General features: G+C 61.3%; 21 protein-coding genes. 13 read left to right on the forward strand and 8 right to left on the reverse strand.

Going from position 1 to position 14170, the window contains the following annotated elements:
• Positions 1-19 precede the first annotated feature (19 nt).
• The gene (locus RG2_RS21740) at positions 20-1432 is read right to left on the reverse strand and encodes an FUSC family protein (protein ID WP_371851328.1); all 1413 of its coding nucleotides are present in this window, start codon (positions 1430-1432) and stop codon (positions 20-22) included.
• A 74-nt stretch (positions 1433-1506) separates the two neighbouring features.
• Here RG2_RS21740 and RG2_RS21745 point away from each other — a divergent pair, with 74 nt between their 5' ends.
• The gene (locus tag RG2_RS21745) at positions 1507-2022 is read left to right on the forward strand and encodes a MarR family winged helix-turn-helix transcriptional regulator (protein WP_033233554.1); all 516 of its coding nucleotides are present in this window, start codon (positions 1507-1509) and stop codon (positions 2020-2022) included.
• A gap of 1 nt (position 2023) precedes the next feature.
• On the opposite strand, the gene RG2_RS21750 is transcribed toward RG2_RS21745, so the two are convergent.
• Entirely contained in the window at positions 2024-2428 is a 405-nt protein-coding gene (locus RG2_RS21750; RefSeq protein ID WP_033233555.1) for a PaaI family thioesterase, read from the reverse strand.
• 110 nt (positions 2429-2538) lie between these two features.
• Here RG2_RS21750 and RG2_RS21755 point away from each other — a divergent pair, with 110 nt between their 5' ends.
• Positions 2539-2979: a winged helix-turn-helix transcriptional regulator gene (locus RG2_RS21755; protein ID WP_033233556.1), complete on the forward strand. Its 441-nt coding sequence runs from the start codon at positions 2539-2541 to the stop codon at positions 2977-2979.
• Here the strand turns inward: RG2_RS21755 and RG2_RS21760 are convergent.
• The 4 genes from RG2_RS21760 to RG2_RS21775 all read right to left on the reverse strand — a co-directional run bounded on the left by RG2_RS21760 (position 2976) and on the right by RG2_RS21775 (position 5031).
• Complete coding sequence (locus RG2_RS21760) at positions 2976-3431, reverse strand: PPOX class F420-dependent oxidoreductase (RefSeq protein WP_033233557.1); 456 nt, start codon at positions 3429-3431, stop codon at positions 2976-2978. The two genes, RG2_RS21755 and RG2_RS21760, sit on opposite strands and share 4 nt — an antisense overlap.
• Before the next feature lie 27 nt (positions 3432-3458).
• Positions 3459-3953, reverse strand: coding sequence for a hypothetical protein (locus RG2_RS21765; RefSeq protein ID WP_033233850.1), 495 nt, complete (start codon positions 3951-3953; stop codon positions 3459-3461).
• 61 nt (positions 3954-4014) lie between these two features.
• Positions 4015-4830, reverse strand: coding sequence for a DUF72 domain-containing protein (locus RG2_RS21770; RefSeq protein WP_033233558.1), 816 nt, complete (start codon positions 4828-4830; stop codon positions 4015-4017).
• Between the two features lie 9 nt (positions 4831-4839).
• Positions 4840-5031 carry a hypothetical protein gene (locus RG2_RS21775; RefSeq protein ID WP_033233559.1) on the reverse strand — a complete coding sequence of 64 codons (192 nt, stop codon included), beginning with the start codon at positions 5029-5031 and terminating at the stop codon, positions 4840-4842.
• 73 nt (positions 5032-5104) lie between these two features.
• On the opposite strand from RG2_RS21775, the gene RG2_RS21780 reads away from it, so the two are divergent.
• The 4 genes from RG2_RS21780 to RG2_RS21795 all read left to right on the forward strand — a co-directional run bounded on the left by RG2_RS21780 (position 5105) and on the right by RG2_RS21795 (position 7651).
• Positions 5105-5428, forward strand: a complete 324-nt coding sequence (locus tag RG2_RS21780) for a GYD domain-containing protein (protein ID WP_033233560.1) — start codon at positions 5105-5107, stop codon at positions 5426-5428.
• Between the two features lie 29 nt (positions 5429-5457).
• On the forward strand, positions 5458-6306 hold the full coding sequence (locus RG2_RS21785; protein ID WP_033233561.1) for an LLM class F420-dependent oxidoreductase: 849 nt from the start codon (positions 5458-5460) through the stop codon (positions 6304-6306).
• A 69-nt stretch (positions 6307-6375) separates the two neighbouring features.
• On the forward strand, positions 6376-7125 hold the full coding sequence (locus RG2_RS21790; protein ID WP_033233562.1) for an SDR family oxidoreductase: 750 nt from the start codon (positions 6376-6378) through the stop codon (positions 7123-7125).
• A 64-nt stretch (positions 7126-7189) separates the two neighbouring features.
• Complete coding sequence (locus RG2_RS21795) at positions 7190-7651, forward strand: RrF2 family transcriptional regulator (RefSeq protein ID WP_033233563.1); 462 nt, start codon at positions 7190-7192, stop codon at positions 7649-7651.
• Positions 7652-7657: 6 nt separating this feature from the next.
• On the opposite strand, the gene RG2_RS21800 is transcribed toward RG2_RS21795, so the two are convergent.
• Positions 7658-8542, reverse strand: coding sequence for a helix-turn-helix transcriptional regulator (locus tag RG2_RS21800; RefSeq protein WP_033233564.1), 885 nt, complete (start codon positions 8540-8542; stop codon positions 7658-7660).
• Positions 8543-8678: 136 nt separating this feature from the next.
• Between RG2_RS21800 and RG2_RS21805 the strand changes: the two genes are divergently transcribed.
• The 4 genes from RG2_RS21805 (at position 8679) to RG2_RS21820 (ending at position 12121) form a co-directional block, all read left to right on the forward strand.
• Positions 8679-9716 carry a zinc-dependent alcohol dehydrogenase family protein gene (locus RG2_RS21805; protein ID WP_033233851.1) on the forward strand — a complete coding sequence of 346 codons (1038 nt, stop codon included), beginning with the start codon at positions 8679-8681 and terminating at the stop codon, positions 9714-9716.
• A gap of 3 nt (positions 9717-9719) precedes the next feature.
• Entirely contained in the window at positions 9720-11162 is a 1443-nt protein-coding gene (locus RG2_RS21810; RefSeq protein ID WP_033233566.1) for an MFS transporter, read from the forward strand.
• A gap of 14 nt (positions 11163-11176) precedes the next feature.
• Entirely contained in the window at positions 11177-11590 is a 414-nt protein-coding gene (locus RG2_RS21815) for a (R)-mandelonitrile lyase (protein WP_033233568.1), read from the forward strand.
• Positions 11591-11662: 72 nt separating this feature from the next.
• The gene (locus tag RG2_RS21820) at positions 11663-12121 is read left to right on the forward strand and encodes a hypothetical protein (protein WP_033233570.1); all 459 of its coding nucleotides are present in this window, start codon (positions 11663-11665) and stop codon (positions 12119-12121) included.
• Between the two features lie 5 nt (positions 12122-12126).
• On the opposite strand, the gene RG2_RS21825 is transcribed toward RG2_RS21820, so the two are convergent.
• Entirely contained in the window at positions 12127-12777 is a 651-nt protein-coding gene (locus tag RG2_RS21825) for an alpha-ketoglutarate-dependent dioxygenase AlkB family protein (protein WP_207787494.1), read from the reverse strand.
• Between the two features lie 94 nt (positions 12778-12871).
• On the opposite strand from RG2_RS21825, the gene RG2_RS21830 reads away from it, so the two are divergent.
• The 3 genes from RG2_RS21830 to RG2_RS21840 are packed head-to-tail and all read left to right on the forward strand — an operon-like array spanning position 12872 to position 14170.
• The gene (locus RG2_RS21830) at positions 12872-13222 is read left to right on the forward strand and encodes an ArsR/SmtB family transcription factor (RefSeq protein ID WP_033233572.1); all 351 of its coding nucleotides are present in this window, start codon (positions 12872-12874) and stop codon (positions 13220-13222) included.
• On the forward strand, positions 13219-13701 hold the full coding sequence (locus RG2_RS21835) for an SRPBCC family protein (RefSeq protein ID WP_033233574.1): 483 nt from the start codon (positions 13219-13221) through the stop codon (positions 13699-13701). The genes RG2_RS21830 and RG2_RS21835 overlap by 4 nt, the downstream gene beginning before the upstream one ends.
• 40 nt (positions 13702-13741) lie before the next feature.
• Positions 13742-14170, forward strand: a complete 429-nt coding sequence (locus RG2_RS21840; RefSeq protein WP_033233575.1) for a VOC family protein — start codon at positions 13742-13744, stop codon at positions 14168-14170.

The raw sequence follows: 14170 nt of genomic DNA on the forward strand, positions 1-14170 counted from the left end.
TCACTCCGATGCACTGGAGTCATCGTAGGACGTGGTTCCGATCGGCGCGGCTGATTGTCACGGCCGCGACGACAACACCGATCACCACTCCGATGAGGGTGTCCGCCACTCGCGCGAGCGCCGCGCTGGTCTCGATGGGTGCGCTGAGACCGATGAGCACCAGGGCCATCGGCGTCACGGCAACCGACGTCAACGCGTAATTCTTGACGACAAACAGCTCTGCCGCGGTCTGCAGAATCACCACTGCAACAACAGCCTGCCAATAGCCGAGCGTCAGGGCGATCAGAGCGGCAGCGATGATCGCTCCGCCGACGTTGCCGACAAGCCGTTGGATTCCGCGTTGAACAGTCTGCTTGTAGTTCAGCCCCTGCATTGCTGCCATCGCACCCATCGACGCCCAGAGCGGATGCTCGAGTCCGGCGCCGGCGGCAACCCATCCGGCCAATGCCGACGCCATGACAATACGAACGGCATTCATCACCACGGCGCGCGAGTACAGATGCCGTAGACCGGCGACGACGTAGTTCTCCGGCGCGGGCAATTCCGATACAGGCTCGAGCGAGTGCTCGATCATGCTGGAGCGCTTCATCTTACGAAGCTCATCCTCGTGCGCTGCAATATCGCGAATCAGCGACGCGTCGCCATGCTCGCTCCACAATCGCACTGCGGCATCCGCTTCGCCGAGCACCGCCATCAGTTCACGACCATGACCCAGCGTCGACTTGATCCGACTGCTCGACGCGATAACCGTCCGCGCATGGGCAATCGACGCCAGCGCAGTCGGGACTGAACCACCGGCCTCTAGCTTCCCGACGTTCGCAAGCGCGCGAGCGACAGCCAGACGTGCGGGGCCCATCGGCAGCACAAGCGCGGGAAGCATCGCCGCGGCCCATCCGATCAGTACACCGATCGTTCCGGCGACAACCAGCCGAACCAGATCCGCAAAGCTCGTGGCGAAGCCTGCTGCACCTGTCGCGGCAAAGACAAGAATCACCGGCCCTGGACCAGTGATGCGGAAGCCGGAGATGAAGCAGTAGGCAGCGCCGGCCGCCAACGAGAGAACACCGATCTGCGCCCAGACCGGCACACCGAACATCCCCAGAGCCGCACCAAATGCAATGAACGCAACCAACGCTGCGCCCACTATCGCGAGTTTGCCGGCCAACCGGGGGTATGGCTCGTATCGTCCGAACGCCGCACTCAGCGCGCCCAGCGCTGCAAATCCCGCCAGCTCTTCGTGCCCGAGCACACCACCCAAGATCAGGACTACCGCTGTTGCCAGACCGACCCGTATTGCCGGGGCAATTCCGGCGTCGGCGGAACCGAGCCGGAAAGCCGCCCGCCACGTCTGCGCTGAGACCGAATGCGCAATTGCTCCGCTCGAATGGCGGAGTCGGCTCGATGTCGTGGTGGGGGTCGGAGTAGGCGTCACTAATCCAGCATACAGTTATTTCACTAGTAAATTACTTGTGAAGTACTGTGAAATCAGTCGCTAAGATGTGTGCCATGGATCAGGCCAACAGTCCCGAAGACGACTTCATCGACAAAGTCCGTCGTGAATGGAATCGCGCCTACCCTGACATCGACACCTCGCCGGTCGAGGTGATGGGACGGATCACCCGCATCAGTTCGCAGTCCCTCCACCAACTTGATCGCGCCCTGGCTCCCAGCGGCGTCTCTCGCGCCGAATTCGACGTGATGAGCGCACTGGCCCGCAGTGATCGCCCACTTCGCGCCAGCGAGGTCACCGCAGTCACCATGTTCAGTGGCGCGGCCACTACCAAACATGCCGATCGACTGGCCAAGCTCGGACTGGTGGAGCGCCAAAGGTTCGAACGTGACGGACGCGTCGTACTTCTCCAATTGACCGAAGCCGGAAGAGCTTTGGTAGAGGCAGAGTTTCCGCGCCGGGTCGAACGCGACCGCCGGCTGTTGTCGGGACTGAGTGAGAACGAGAAAGTGCAACTCACCGCACTCCTCAAGCGAATCTCGGTCAACATCGACGCCGGATTACCCGACTGAGCTACTTCGGCAGCGGAACGTTCTGCAAGCGAACCTGTCCACGTGCCACTTCTTTTCCCGTTTCCGGATCGGTGATGACAACCGACCACAACTGCTGAACGCGGCCCTGCTGAATCGGAAGTGCCACGACATCGACGCGTCCGCCGGTGCGGGCTCGCAAGAAGTCGGTTCCGTTGTGAACGCCAACGGCAAATTCTCCACGGTCCGCGACAGCGGTACTCGCACCGATACTTGCCGCCGATTCCACAGCCGTTGTGTAGACGCCGCCATGCACCACACCCCACGGCGTGTGATGAGCGTCGGACAGATCGATATGTCCGACAACTTTGGTGCCGGACACCTCGTCGAGTTGTAATCCTGCGGCGCTCACAAAAGCGCTCGCTGCCTCGAGATCCACATCGGCCACGTCATGCTCCTCGTCTAGTCGGTTGGATTTCCCAACTCACAGTGCGGCATAGATTTGATGCCGTCAAGTGCTAAGTTGGATTTCGCAACCCACTGTCGATCGGAGTGAGCGTGACACCCAAAGGTCGTAACTGCTCCATCGCCAAGGCGTTGGACCTTGTGGGCGAGAAATGGTCGCTTCTGATCCTGCGTGAGATCGTCCTCGGGCAACGACGCTTCGACGCCATCGCGAGGGGCACCGGGGCCAGTCGGGATATTCTTGCCGCCCGGCTTCGGACGCTCGTCGACGCCGACGTGCTGACAAAACGCCTGTACGAGGACCATCCCCCACGCTACGAATACGTCGCCACCGAGTCAGGTAAAGCGTTGTATCCGATTCTGATGGCGATCATGGAATGGGGAGACACCTACGCGATCGACGGCCCACCCCCGACCGTCGTCGAACATCGGTGCGGCGAGCAACTGCACGCGCAAGTGGTGTGTTCGCATTGCAATGCACCGCTCGAGGCGCGGGACGCCACCGTCCTGCACCTCTCGCCGACAGCTCCCTAACGCTCCGGCGGAAACCCACCTGTTGCGATCGGTCCCCACGAATCGACGGTGACGCGGATCAGGCTCTTGCCCTGCTTGTGCATCGCTTGCCGGTACTCGTCCCAGTCGGGATGATCGCCGGCGATCGAGCGGTAGTAGTCGACCAGGGGCTCGACGGATTCCGGCAGGTCGATGAGCTCGGCCGTCCCGTTCACCTGCACGTACGGTCCGTTCCACTCGTCGGAGTGGATACACAACGACACCGTGGGAGTACGACGCACATTCACCGCTTTAGCCCGCTCCGGGTAGGTGGAGATGACGATGCGGCCTTCGTCGTCGACACCACACGTGATCGGTGAAATCTGGAGTTCGCCGGACTTGCGGACGGTCACGAGAGTGGCACGGTGGCGTGGTCTGATGAATTCGAGTAACTCGGCGTGCGAAACCCGGTCTGCACTCGCAATTTTCGACATACAACCAGCCTAGGTGGGTTTACGCGCTCATGGCATCTCGATGGTCTGAGCGCGCGCGATCTCGCCAATCGCGGTGGTGATGTACGTCGTCAGCGGTTTCTTGACAACCGCGGACAAGCTTCCGATCACAAGCACTGCCGAACGCAGGTATGCACCGTGGCCGATCCGGAACGAATCGTCTTCGAGATCGGTAATGCCGAGGGCGCCGGTGTACACGGCGGCGAGAGCCTGCACGTCGAGGTCGGGAAGCCACACGATGGTGGCCTTGGCGCAGGCAGTGAGCGCGTCTTGCACATCTTCGCTCGAGAGTCCGTCCGGGTGGGTGTCCTCGAGGAGTTCACGAACGATAGCCGCGTGCACCGATGTGACCTGCTCGAACGACAGCGTGCGCAGTTCATCGACCGCCTCGGTCAACGCATCGCGGTTGGCCGCTCGCACCGCAGCCAGCGCGTCTGCCGTGGCAGCGGCGATGTCGCGGGCAACCTTCGGCCACTCGGTGGGCCAACTCTGCTGGGGGTTCACGTTCGGTTCTCCTTGTTCGCGCTCGCGTGTGAGCTTGCCAGGTGGCACCGACAGCACACATTCAGATGAAGCGGGCCAGGAATGCCATCGCGTTGTGGGGCGCAAAACCCTTCATGTCGTTGTCGAAGTACACAAACACGTCAAGCTCGTCGCTCATCCAGCCCTGAGCGCGTTCGGACCAGCTGTCCAGGGCTTTGTCGGTGTAACCGCTTGCGTACAGTTCCTTGTCGCCATGCATGCGCACGTAGACAAAATCGCTGGTCGGCGTAGTGATCTGGGGGTACCTTCCCGCGGTATCGGCGACGACAAACCCGATGTCGTGCTCGCGCATCAGTTCCACCGCTTCCGGAGCGGCAAAGCTGGCATGGCGTGCCTCCACCGCATAGCGGATCGGGAGTTCGATCTCTGCGTGCGCCAATACCCTGTCTTCGGTCAGCTTGTCGTCATGGTGGGCGGCCAGTTCGGCAGCCTGCGTCGTCGTACGCGGAAGCAGTTCGAAGAAGCTCGCCAACCGTTCGGGCTCGAAGTGCAAGGTGGGCGGCAACTGCCAGAAGATCGGCCCGAGTTTCGGACCCAGCGCAAGCACACCCGCCGCAAAGAAGTTCGCCAGCCCCGTCTGTGTGTCGAGCAGCCGCTTCATGTGCGTGATGTACCGACCGCCCTTGAGGGCAAACACAAAGTCGTCCGGTGTTTCACTGCGCCACTTCGCGAAACTCTCCGGTTTCTGAAGCGCATAGAACGAGCCGTTGATTTCGATCGAAGTCAATTTCTCTGCGGCATAGGATAATTCCTTGCGATGCGCAAGGCCGCTCGGATAGAAGTCTCCACGCCAGGCGGGATATGTCCACCCTGAGATACCTACTCGGATATCTGCCACCAGTTCAGACTAGACGCCCGATACCCCGGCACTGAGCGCAACGGACACCGGCACGACGGTCAGGCACACCACTGCTGCGACAAACAACCCGATGACGAGCCGACGATCCCACTTTCCGCGGGCGCCGCTTGCCGCAAGCATGAAGATCACAAAACCCACACAGACAGACACGATCGTCACGATCACCGGAGTACCAACCATGGGTTGATTGTCCCCTACCACTTTGTGGGTATACCCCTCGGAGGTGAATACCCCTGCCGAGCAAGGAGTCGAAATGCCGAAATACCTCTGGCAAGTGACGTACACACCAACCGGGGCCGCCGGCCTTCAGAAGGAAGGTGGCACCGCCCGCCGCGATGCAATAACCCACATGGTCGAAAGTGTCGGTGGCACAGTCGAATCCTGTCACTTTGCACTCGGTAGTCATGACATGTTTGTCATCGGCAGCCTTCCCGACGCCGTTGCCGCCGCGGCATTGAGCATTCGCACCACCGCCGAAGGAGCGGCTCGATCCGAATCCGTCACCCTGCTCACGCCGGAGGAAATCGACGAAGCAGTCAATCGCCCCACCGACTACCGTGCGCCCGGTACGGAATAGATCCAGGTCACACTCGGGTTACCACCACCATGACTGAACCGACGCAGACACCTGACCTGGGCACCTACGGAATCTGGCGAGGAGCCGCCGGATTGAAACCGGATCTGGGGGCGGCAATCGAGAAACTCGGGTTCGGCACCATCTGGATCGGGGGTTCACCGCGAGCGGACCTTCTGGTGGCCGAGAAGCTACTCGACGCAACGGAACGCATCACCGTGGCGACCGGGATCGTCAATGTCTGGTCGTCTCCCGCTGCTGAAGTTGCCGAGTCGTACCACCGACTCGAAGCCAAGCACCCCGGACGGTTCCTCCTCGGAATCGGCATCGGACATCCCGAGGCCACCGGCGATTACTCGAAGCCGTACGGCACCTTGGTGTCCTACCTGGATGAACTCGACGCAGCTCAGGTTCCGGAATCTCGTCGTGTCCTCGCCGCTCTCGGCCCCAAGGTATTGAAGCTGTCGGCTGATCGCGCTGCCGGTGCACATCCTTATCTGACAACTCCGGAACACACCGCCGAAGCACGCGAGATTCTCGGGCCGTCGAAAATTCTTGCGCCGGAACACAAAGTTGTTCTCGAGACCGATCCGGACAAGGCGCGAGCGGTCGGCCGTCCGGCTGTCGCCAATCCATATCTGCACCTACGTAACTACACGACAAATCTCGAACGCCTCGGCTTTGCACCCGACGAAATTGCGAACGACGGAAACGATCGTGTCATCGACGCGCTGGTGGCCTACGGGACCGCCCGTTCCATCGCGGACAGGTTGCGTGAACATATTGCGGCCGGGGCCGACCACGTTGCGATCCAGGCGCTTCCGGCCGATGGTGATCCAATTGCGACGTACGAAGCATTGGCCGCAGAACTGTTCCGGTAACCCTTGACTTGGATAAGTCGTGTCCGAGTATACTTGGACACGACTTATCCAAGTAAAAAGGAGACAGGCATGAAGATCGTCATTTTCGGGAGCGGGCTCATCGGAAGTCAGGTCGCGTCGAAGCTCGGTGACGCCGGGCACGACGTGAAGGCACTCGGCCGTGCGGACGGTATCGACACAACCACGGGCGAAGGCCTCTTCGAAGCCGTGACCGGTGCAGATGTGGTCGTGGATCTTACAAATTCCCCGTCGTGGTCGGACGACGACGTCATGGCTTTCTTCCGCGACGGAACTGGCCATATCCTCGCGGCGGAGGAGAAGGCGGGCGTCGGGCACCACGTCATCCTGTCCATCGTGGGTGCCGATCGACTGTCTGATTCCGGGTACATGCGAGCCAAGGTCGCCCAGGAAGACCTGGTCAAGGCCGGCCCGATCCCCTACTCGATCGTCCGCTCGACCCAGTTCTTCGAGTTCATCGCCGGAATTGCCGATGCCGGGACCGTGGACGGCACAGTCCATGCAACGCCGGCGCATCTTCAGCCGATCGCGTCGCGGGACGTCGTATCTCACGTCGCCGAGGTTGTGACCGGCCCGCCGTTGAACGGGACGGTCGAGATCGCCGGACCCGAACCGCTGGGTATCGACGAATTGGTACGACGCCTGTTCTCCGTCACCGGGGACGACCGCTCGGTGACGCCCGATCCGGAGGCCGGCTACTTCGGCGCGAAACTCGACAGTGCCGCGCTCACACCGACTCCCGGCGCGAACGCCTGGATTGCGCCGACAACACTGAACGAGTGGTTGGCCTCGAAGGCCTGAAAAAAAGACAACACCACCGATGTCCGCCCCCAACCGGTTTCCACGGCGTCGATAGAGTTCTGGCATGAAGCTTTCCGGAGGAGTGGAGTGGTCGCTCCATTGCTGTGTGGTCCTCAGCCAGGCGCAAGGCCCGGTCCCCACGGCCAGACTCGCCGAACTGCACGGGGTGTCGAAGACATACCTGGCAAAACATCTGCGCGCCCTGGCGCAGGCCGGTCTTGTCAATCCGACTGAGGGCCGCGACGGTGGATACGTCCTGACCCGGCCACCCGAGAACATCACAGTTCTCGACGTCGTACAGGCCGTCGACGGTAAGGAACCTGCCTTCCGGTGCACGGAGATTCGGCAACAAGGGATCCTCGCCGCGCCACCGGAGCAGTGCCTCGCCCCGTGCGGTATCGCCAAGGTTATGGCCGACGCCGAAAAGGTATGGCGTGCTTCGCTGTCGGGAGTCACCATTGCAGATCTTGCGGCAACTCTCGATCTCCCCGCTCTCAAGAAAGTTCTGGCGGCACCGTCGAACTGAGTGCTCCTACAGGGAAGATTCCTTGTCGTTGGCGGGATCCAACTGATCCTGGGTAGCCGCCCAACTCGCCAAGACTTTGAGCGCATCTGCCGTCGGAGTACCCGGCGCCGCGGTGTAGACCAGCAGCGTCAGCCCGGGGTTGGACGGAAGTTCCATCGCCTCGAAGTTCAGCTCGAGGTCTCCGACAACGGGATGATGAACCTTCTTGAAACCTGTTCGATGAAAGCGCACATTGTGTTTCGCCCATCGCGTGCGGAATATCTCACTGCGCGTGGCTAATTCACCGATCAGTTCGGTCAGCGCCTTGTCGTGCGGGTTCTTCCCCGCCTCAGATCGGAGCATTGCCGCAATATCATCGGCGGCACGTTCCCAGTCGGTGAAAAATTCCTGCGAAGCCGGGTCGAGGTATACAAAGCGCGCATTGTTCGCCGGACGACGTGGATCCGCCAATACCGGCGAATACAGCGCCCGGGCCATGCGATTGGCGGCCAACATATCGTGCCGGGCGTTGCGAACCCACGCCGGGGCGTCGGTGATGGCGTCGAGTATCTGCTGAATGGCCGGACTGACACCTTTGGGGGCTGATCGGCGCTTCGGCGGAGCCGACGCACTTGCGGTCTTCGCCAAGTCGAACAGGTGATCCTGCTCGGCCTCGTCGAGTTGAAGTGCCCGGGAAAGACTTTCGAGTACCGAGTCCGATGCTCCGGCCAGATTGCCGCGTTCCATTCGCACGTAGTAGTCGATGCTGACACCCGCCAGCAAGGCAACTTCTTCGCGGCGCAATCCTTTGACCCGACGGTTTCCGCCGTACGCCGGTAGTCCCGCCTGCTCGGGAGTGATACGTGCACGGCGGGAGCTGAGGAACTCGCGGATCTCGGCTCGGTTGTCCATGCCGATTACGTTACTCGAGTCGTCGAACCGCAGGGAGGTACTGCCGGTACCTGGAACGACAGTAACTCCCGCCAGGGTGATGCGTTCGGTTCACTGGGTATCGACACCGCGAACCGAACAACCAAGAGGATTCATCATGCGCGCAACCATCATGTACAGCGCCGGAGACGTTCGCGTCGAGAACGTGCCAGACCCGACACTGCAACAGTCGACCGACGCCCTGGTACGCATCGTTCGAGCATGTGTCTGCGGATCCGACCTGCATCCGTACCACGACATGCCTGCCACACCGGGCGGCACTCCGATGGGCCACGAATTTGTCGGGGTCGTCGAAGAGGTCGGCGGCGACGTAGCCACGTTGAAGAAGGGTGACTTTGTCATCGCTCCGTTCGCCTGGTCCGACGGAACCTGCGAGTTCTGCCGCGAAGGGCTGCAGACGTCGTGCCGCCACGGCGGTTTCTGGGCCGGAAACGGCATCGGTGGCGCACAGGCCGAGGCCATCCGCGTGCCGTTTGCCGACGGCACCCTGGTCAAAGCACCCGTCAGCGAAGACTCGGAACTGCTCCCTTCACTGCTCACCCTGTCCGACGTCCTGGGCACCGGCTACCACGCTGCCGTCAAGGGTCGTGTGAACGAACGCACCTCGGTCACCGTCATCGGCGACGGCGCAGTCGGCCTCATGGCGGTTCTCTCCGCCAAACGACTTGGCGCCGAGCGGATCATCCTCATGGGCCGCCACAAGTCGCGCACCGATCTGGGCATCGAGTTCGGAGCAACCGATATCGTCGCCGAGCGCGGCGACGAGGGCATCGCCAAGGTCCGCGAACTGACCGGCGGTGACGGTACCCATGTTGTACTCGAAGCAGTGGGCCACATGCCCGCCTACGAGCAGGCGATCGGCGTTGTCCGACCAGGCGGAGTCATCAGCCGCGTCGGTGTACCTCAGTACGAGGTAGCGCCCGTCGGTTTCGGCAGCCTGTTCGGACCCAACGTCACACTCACCGGTGGCCCGGCTCCCGTGCGCGCGTACATCGAGGAGCTCATGCCAGACGTGCTCGACGGAAAGATCCAGCCGGGCAAGGTTTTCGACCGCACAGTCAACCTCGACGAGGTACCGGACGCCTACCGCGCGATGGACACTCGTGAGGCACTCAAAGTTCTTGTCCGGCCGTAACCCATGACCACCGTCGACACTCTCCGGATCGGTCGCGTCAATTCCACCGCGATCCTGGCGATCATTCTGATCAGCTATTTCATGATCCTGCTCGACAACTCCATCATCTTCACCGGGCTGCCAAGCATCGCAGCCGAGATGAGGTATTCGGCGACCGGTTTGTCATGGGTGCAGGACGCGTACACCCTCGTATTCGGCGGACTGCTCCTCCTCGGCGCGAGACTCGGCGACATCTTCGGGCGTCGCCGTGTCTTTGTCGCCGGGTTGGCGATCTTCGCGGCCGCGTCGTTCCTGGTCGGGGTTGCTCCCAATGGTTGGTGGCTCATCGCGGCCCGCGCCTTCCAAGGCGTCGGCGCCGCGGTGGTCGCGCCGGCGTCACTGTCACTGCTGACGGCAAGCTTCCCGCCGGGGCGCGAACGGACACGCGCGGTTGCCTGGTACGGCGCAGCCGCCGGAATAGGCGCGAGTCTCGGCCTCGTGATCGGCGGCGCCCTTGCCGATTGGGTTTCCTGGCGCGCAGGATTTTTCATCAACGTCCCGATCGGCATCGCGATGATCGTTCTGGCACCGCGGTTCATTCCCGAAACAAAGCCGAGCACAGGACGTTTCGATGTAGCCGGCGCCGTCTACGCCACACTCGGAATGGCCGCATTGGTCTTCGGCATTGTCAACTCCGCCGAAGCCGGATGGGGATCACCGACCACCTTCCTGACACTGACGCTCGGTGCGGTTCTCCTGGCTCTGCTGATTCGCAATGAATCGCGCGCGGAGCAACCCATCATGCCGCTTCGACTCTTCCGCTCTCGTGAACGATCCGGCGCCTACGCCGCCCGCATGCTGTACCTCGGCGCCATGATCGGATTCTTCTACTTCACCACTCAACTTCTGCAAGGCGCAATGGGTTTCAGCGCTTTCCAAGCCGGTGTGGCCTTCTTCCCGATGACTGTCGTCAATTTTGCAGTTGCACTGCTGATTCCGCGATTGACCCCTCGATTCGGAAACGCTCCGTTGCTCGCCGCGGGTGTGGCACTCACATTGGTAGGTATGACGTGGCTCAGCTTCGTGCATTCGGGCAGCACTTATCTGAGCGGCGTTGCATTACCGATGATCGTGATCGGCGCAGGCCAAGGTCTCGCGTTTGCGCCGCTCACCGCTGCCGGAATCGCCGGGGTGAAGGCCGACGACGCCGGAGCCGCGTCCGGACTGGTCAACACAGCACACCAACTGGGTAGCGCACTGGGACTCGGCATTCTCGTCGCGATCTCAGCCGGGGCCGGATCCGCTGCGGAATCCCCGAAAGAAGCACTCACCGAGCATGTCTCGACTGCACTGACCGCAGGTGCCGGCCTCCTTGCCGGTTGCCTCGTCATAGTTCTTGTCTTCATCGTGCCGTCAGCGGGTAAACGAAGACAGGTAGACAGTCATCCGAAAATCGTTCAGCCATAACATAAGGAGTTCCCATGGAGATTCTGAAGCAACCGCAGACGAGCAAGGCTCCCGCAGACTGGTTCACCGGTGACGTCTGGTGGGACGTCATCTACGCAGGTCAAGAACCGTCACGCATGCGCGCCAACATGGTTCGCTTTGCGCCGTGCTCACGCACAGACTGGCACTCCCACGCGCTGGGGCAGACCTTGCACATCGTGTCCGGCACCGCCCTGATTCAGGCTCGCGGCAGCGAGATCATCGAGGCCCACCCCGGCGACATCGTCTACACACCACCCGGCGAAGAACATTGGCACGGCGCGGCGCCCGACTACTTCATGACCCACCTCGCATTGTGGGAAGGTCCCGGCGACGGCAGCACGGAAACCACGTGGGGCGACAAGGTCACCGACGAGGAATACAACGCCCCTCGTAGCAATCGCCGGTGAAGTCCGCACGAAATCGAGACCGGAACAGAATTATCAGTTCGTTTTCGGTCTGACTCATGGCACGCTGATCCCATGGAGCCACTCGAACCGATGCGGCCGGTGAGCGTTCACGCGCCGATTCAGACGTCGACCCCGAGATGGAAATCTGCGGCGGCCATGCTGGGAACGATGTGCGTCTTTGCGTATGCCCTGCTCTCGACTAGAACCGGGGCCGGCCCTGTTGTGATGGGAGTTGCCGTCGGCGTTGTCGGCATAGTCCTCTATGCCATGTCGATATCGCGCACTCTCAGAGAGAACTCGGGCAAACGCATACCGATGTGGGGCGCCCCTCCGGTGTCTCCGCGCGAGATGGACCTGCTTGCCGGAGTCGGTATGCCGTTGTTTGCAGCCGGCACCTTGACTGCGCTCCGGGCGTCGGGAATGAATTGGTCATATCTCTTCCTCGGGCTGTGCGTGATGGTGTCAGTTCTAGCTTTGATACTTCCTGCCCTCATCCATAATTCACGCGTGAAACGGGCACCGGCAGCCTGAGAACTTCACCGCATTCCGGTATCCCGAAGCGTGATGTTCAACCGGCCGGACATCAATCCGCTGTCCGGATATGCGCTTCCTGCAATTACTTTCGGGACTCCGTGATAAGCGAAGCGTGAGGCACCGCCGAACACGAAAAGATCGCCGGACTGAAGTTCGATGTCGGTGTACGGCTTATTGCGATTCTCAGTGTTCCCGAACCGAAAGACACAACTCTGGCCGATGCTCAGGGACACGACGGGCGCGTCGCAGCGCTCGTCCTTGTCCTGATGCATTCCCATCCGGGCGCCGTCGTCGTAGAAGTTGATCAGCGCCGTGTCGGGGGTGTAGATCTCACCTGAATCTCCGTATGCCTCTCGCACAGCTTTACGCCCCAACTCGATCAGCCACTCGGGTAGTGCGGCTACGGCCGCGCCGTTCACGTCATCGGCCGTGCGCGTGTAATTATACGGCTGCCAATGCCAGCCGAGGCACACGGTTTGAACGGACATCTTGTGTCCACCGGGGACCACCGCCGAGCGCATCGGGACCGGGGCGGTTGCCCACCGTCGGCATTCGCTCACGAGCATGCGCTGTTGGTCTGCGCCGAGCCAATCCGGAACGTGAACAGCTCCCGGGGCTACCACCATCCGCGGGCGCGGGATCAGCGCGTTCATGATTTCCAGGCTAGTAGGCGATGAGGCATTGACACTCTCCGCATGGGCTCGTATCGTAATCAACAGATTGGTTGATAAAGGAGTTGATTGACAAGTGATCGTGGACCCCGGGGCTGATGATCGCCTCGACAAGGCATTCATGGCACTTGCCGACCCGGTACGACGACGGATCATCGCCCGCCTGAGCACCGGACCCCAGACGGTTAACGAGCTGGCCGAGCCGTTCGAAATCACGAAACAAGCTGTCTCCAAACATATTCAGGTACTCGAGGCAGCGGGGTTGGTCACTCGCAGCCGTGACGCCCAGAGGCGCCCGGTGCATCTGAATGCCGCAGCACTCGAGGCTTTGACAGCCTGGATCGACCGCTATCGACTGGTCCACGAACAACAGTTCCGAAACCTTGATCACCTACTGCACACCACACAGAAGGAGACACAGCCATGAGCACCACCAATCCCGTCACGATCACGGCGCCCGAGGGCGTTCCGTTCATCGACATCACTCGCGAATTCGACGCACCCGTGAGTGCCGTGTTCGCGGCTCACTCTGATCCCGAACTGGTCAAGCAATGGCTCGGCCCCAACGGGTACGAGATGGACATCGAGGAATACGACTTTGTCAGCGGCGGTCGATACAAGTACATCCACCGCGATCCAGAGGGTGGCGAGTACAAGTTCAACGGCGTTTTCCACGTTGTTCGTAAGAACGAATTTGCCATCCAGACCTTCGAATACGAGGGCTTTCCCGATGTGGTCAGCATCGAATCCATGACGTTCGAAGATCTGGGCAACGGGCGCACCCGCCTCTCCGGCCACTCCGTATATCCGAGTCTCGAGGCGCGCGACGGCATGATCGAGAGCAATATGGAACGCGGCGTCGTCGAAGGTTACGAGCGCCTGGACAAGATCGTCGCACAGTCCTGATCACCTGTTTGCCCGATCACTCACTGCGAAAGGCACTCTCATGGATTGGACGCTTGAAGTTGTCATAGTTCCGGTCAGCGATCTGGGGCGTTCCATTGCGTTCTATCGCGATCAGGTCGGATTCAATCTCGATCACCACACCGTGAACGAGCACATGACGGTCGCCCAGCTCACGCCACGCGGATCGGGTTGTTCTATCGTCATCGGCAACCTGCCGTCACAAACCGAGATGCCTCCCGGCTCGTTGAAGGGCCTGCAATTGGTTGTGTCCGACGCGGCAGCGGCCAGGCAGGAGCTCATCGACCGGGGCGTCGACGCCAGCGAGGTCACAGTTTTCGACGAACGTGATGGCGGCACCTTCTTCGGGTTCTCCGATCCTGACGGAAACACCTGGGCGGTTCAGCAGTTGAAGGTTCGCGGCGAGAAGCCACTCATTCCGCAGGAGTACCGGGATCGCTTCGGCGCGTAG

Origin of the sequence: Rhodococcus globerulus NBRC 14531 (genome assembly GCF_001894805.1) — a bacterium.
Lineage (GTDB): Bacteria > Actinomycetota > Actinomycetes > Mycobacteriales > Mycobacteriaceae > Rhodococcus_F > Rhodococcus_F globerula.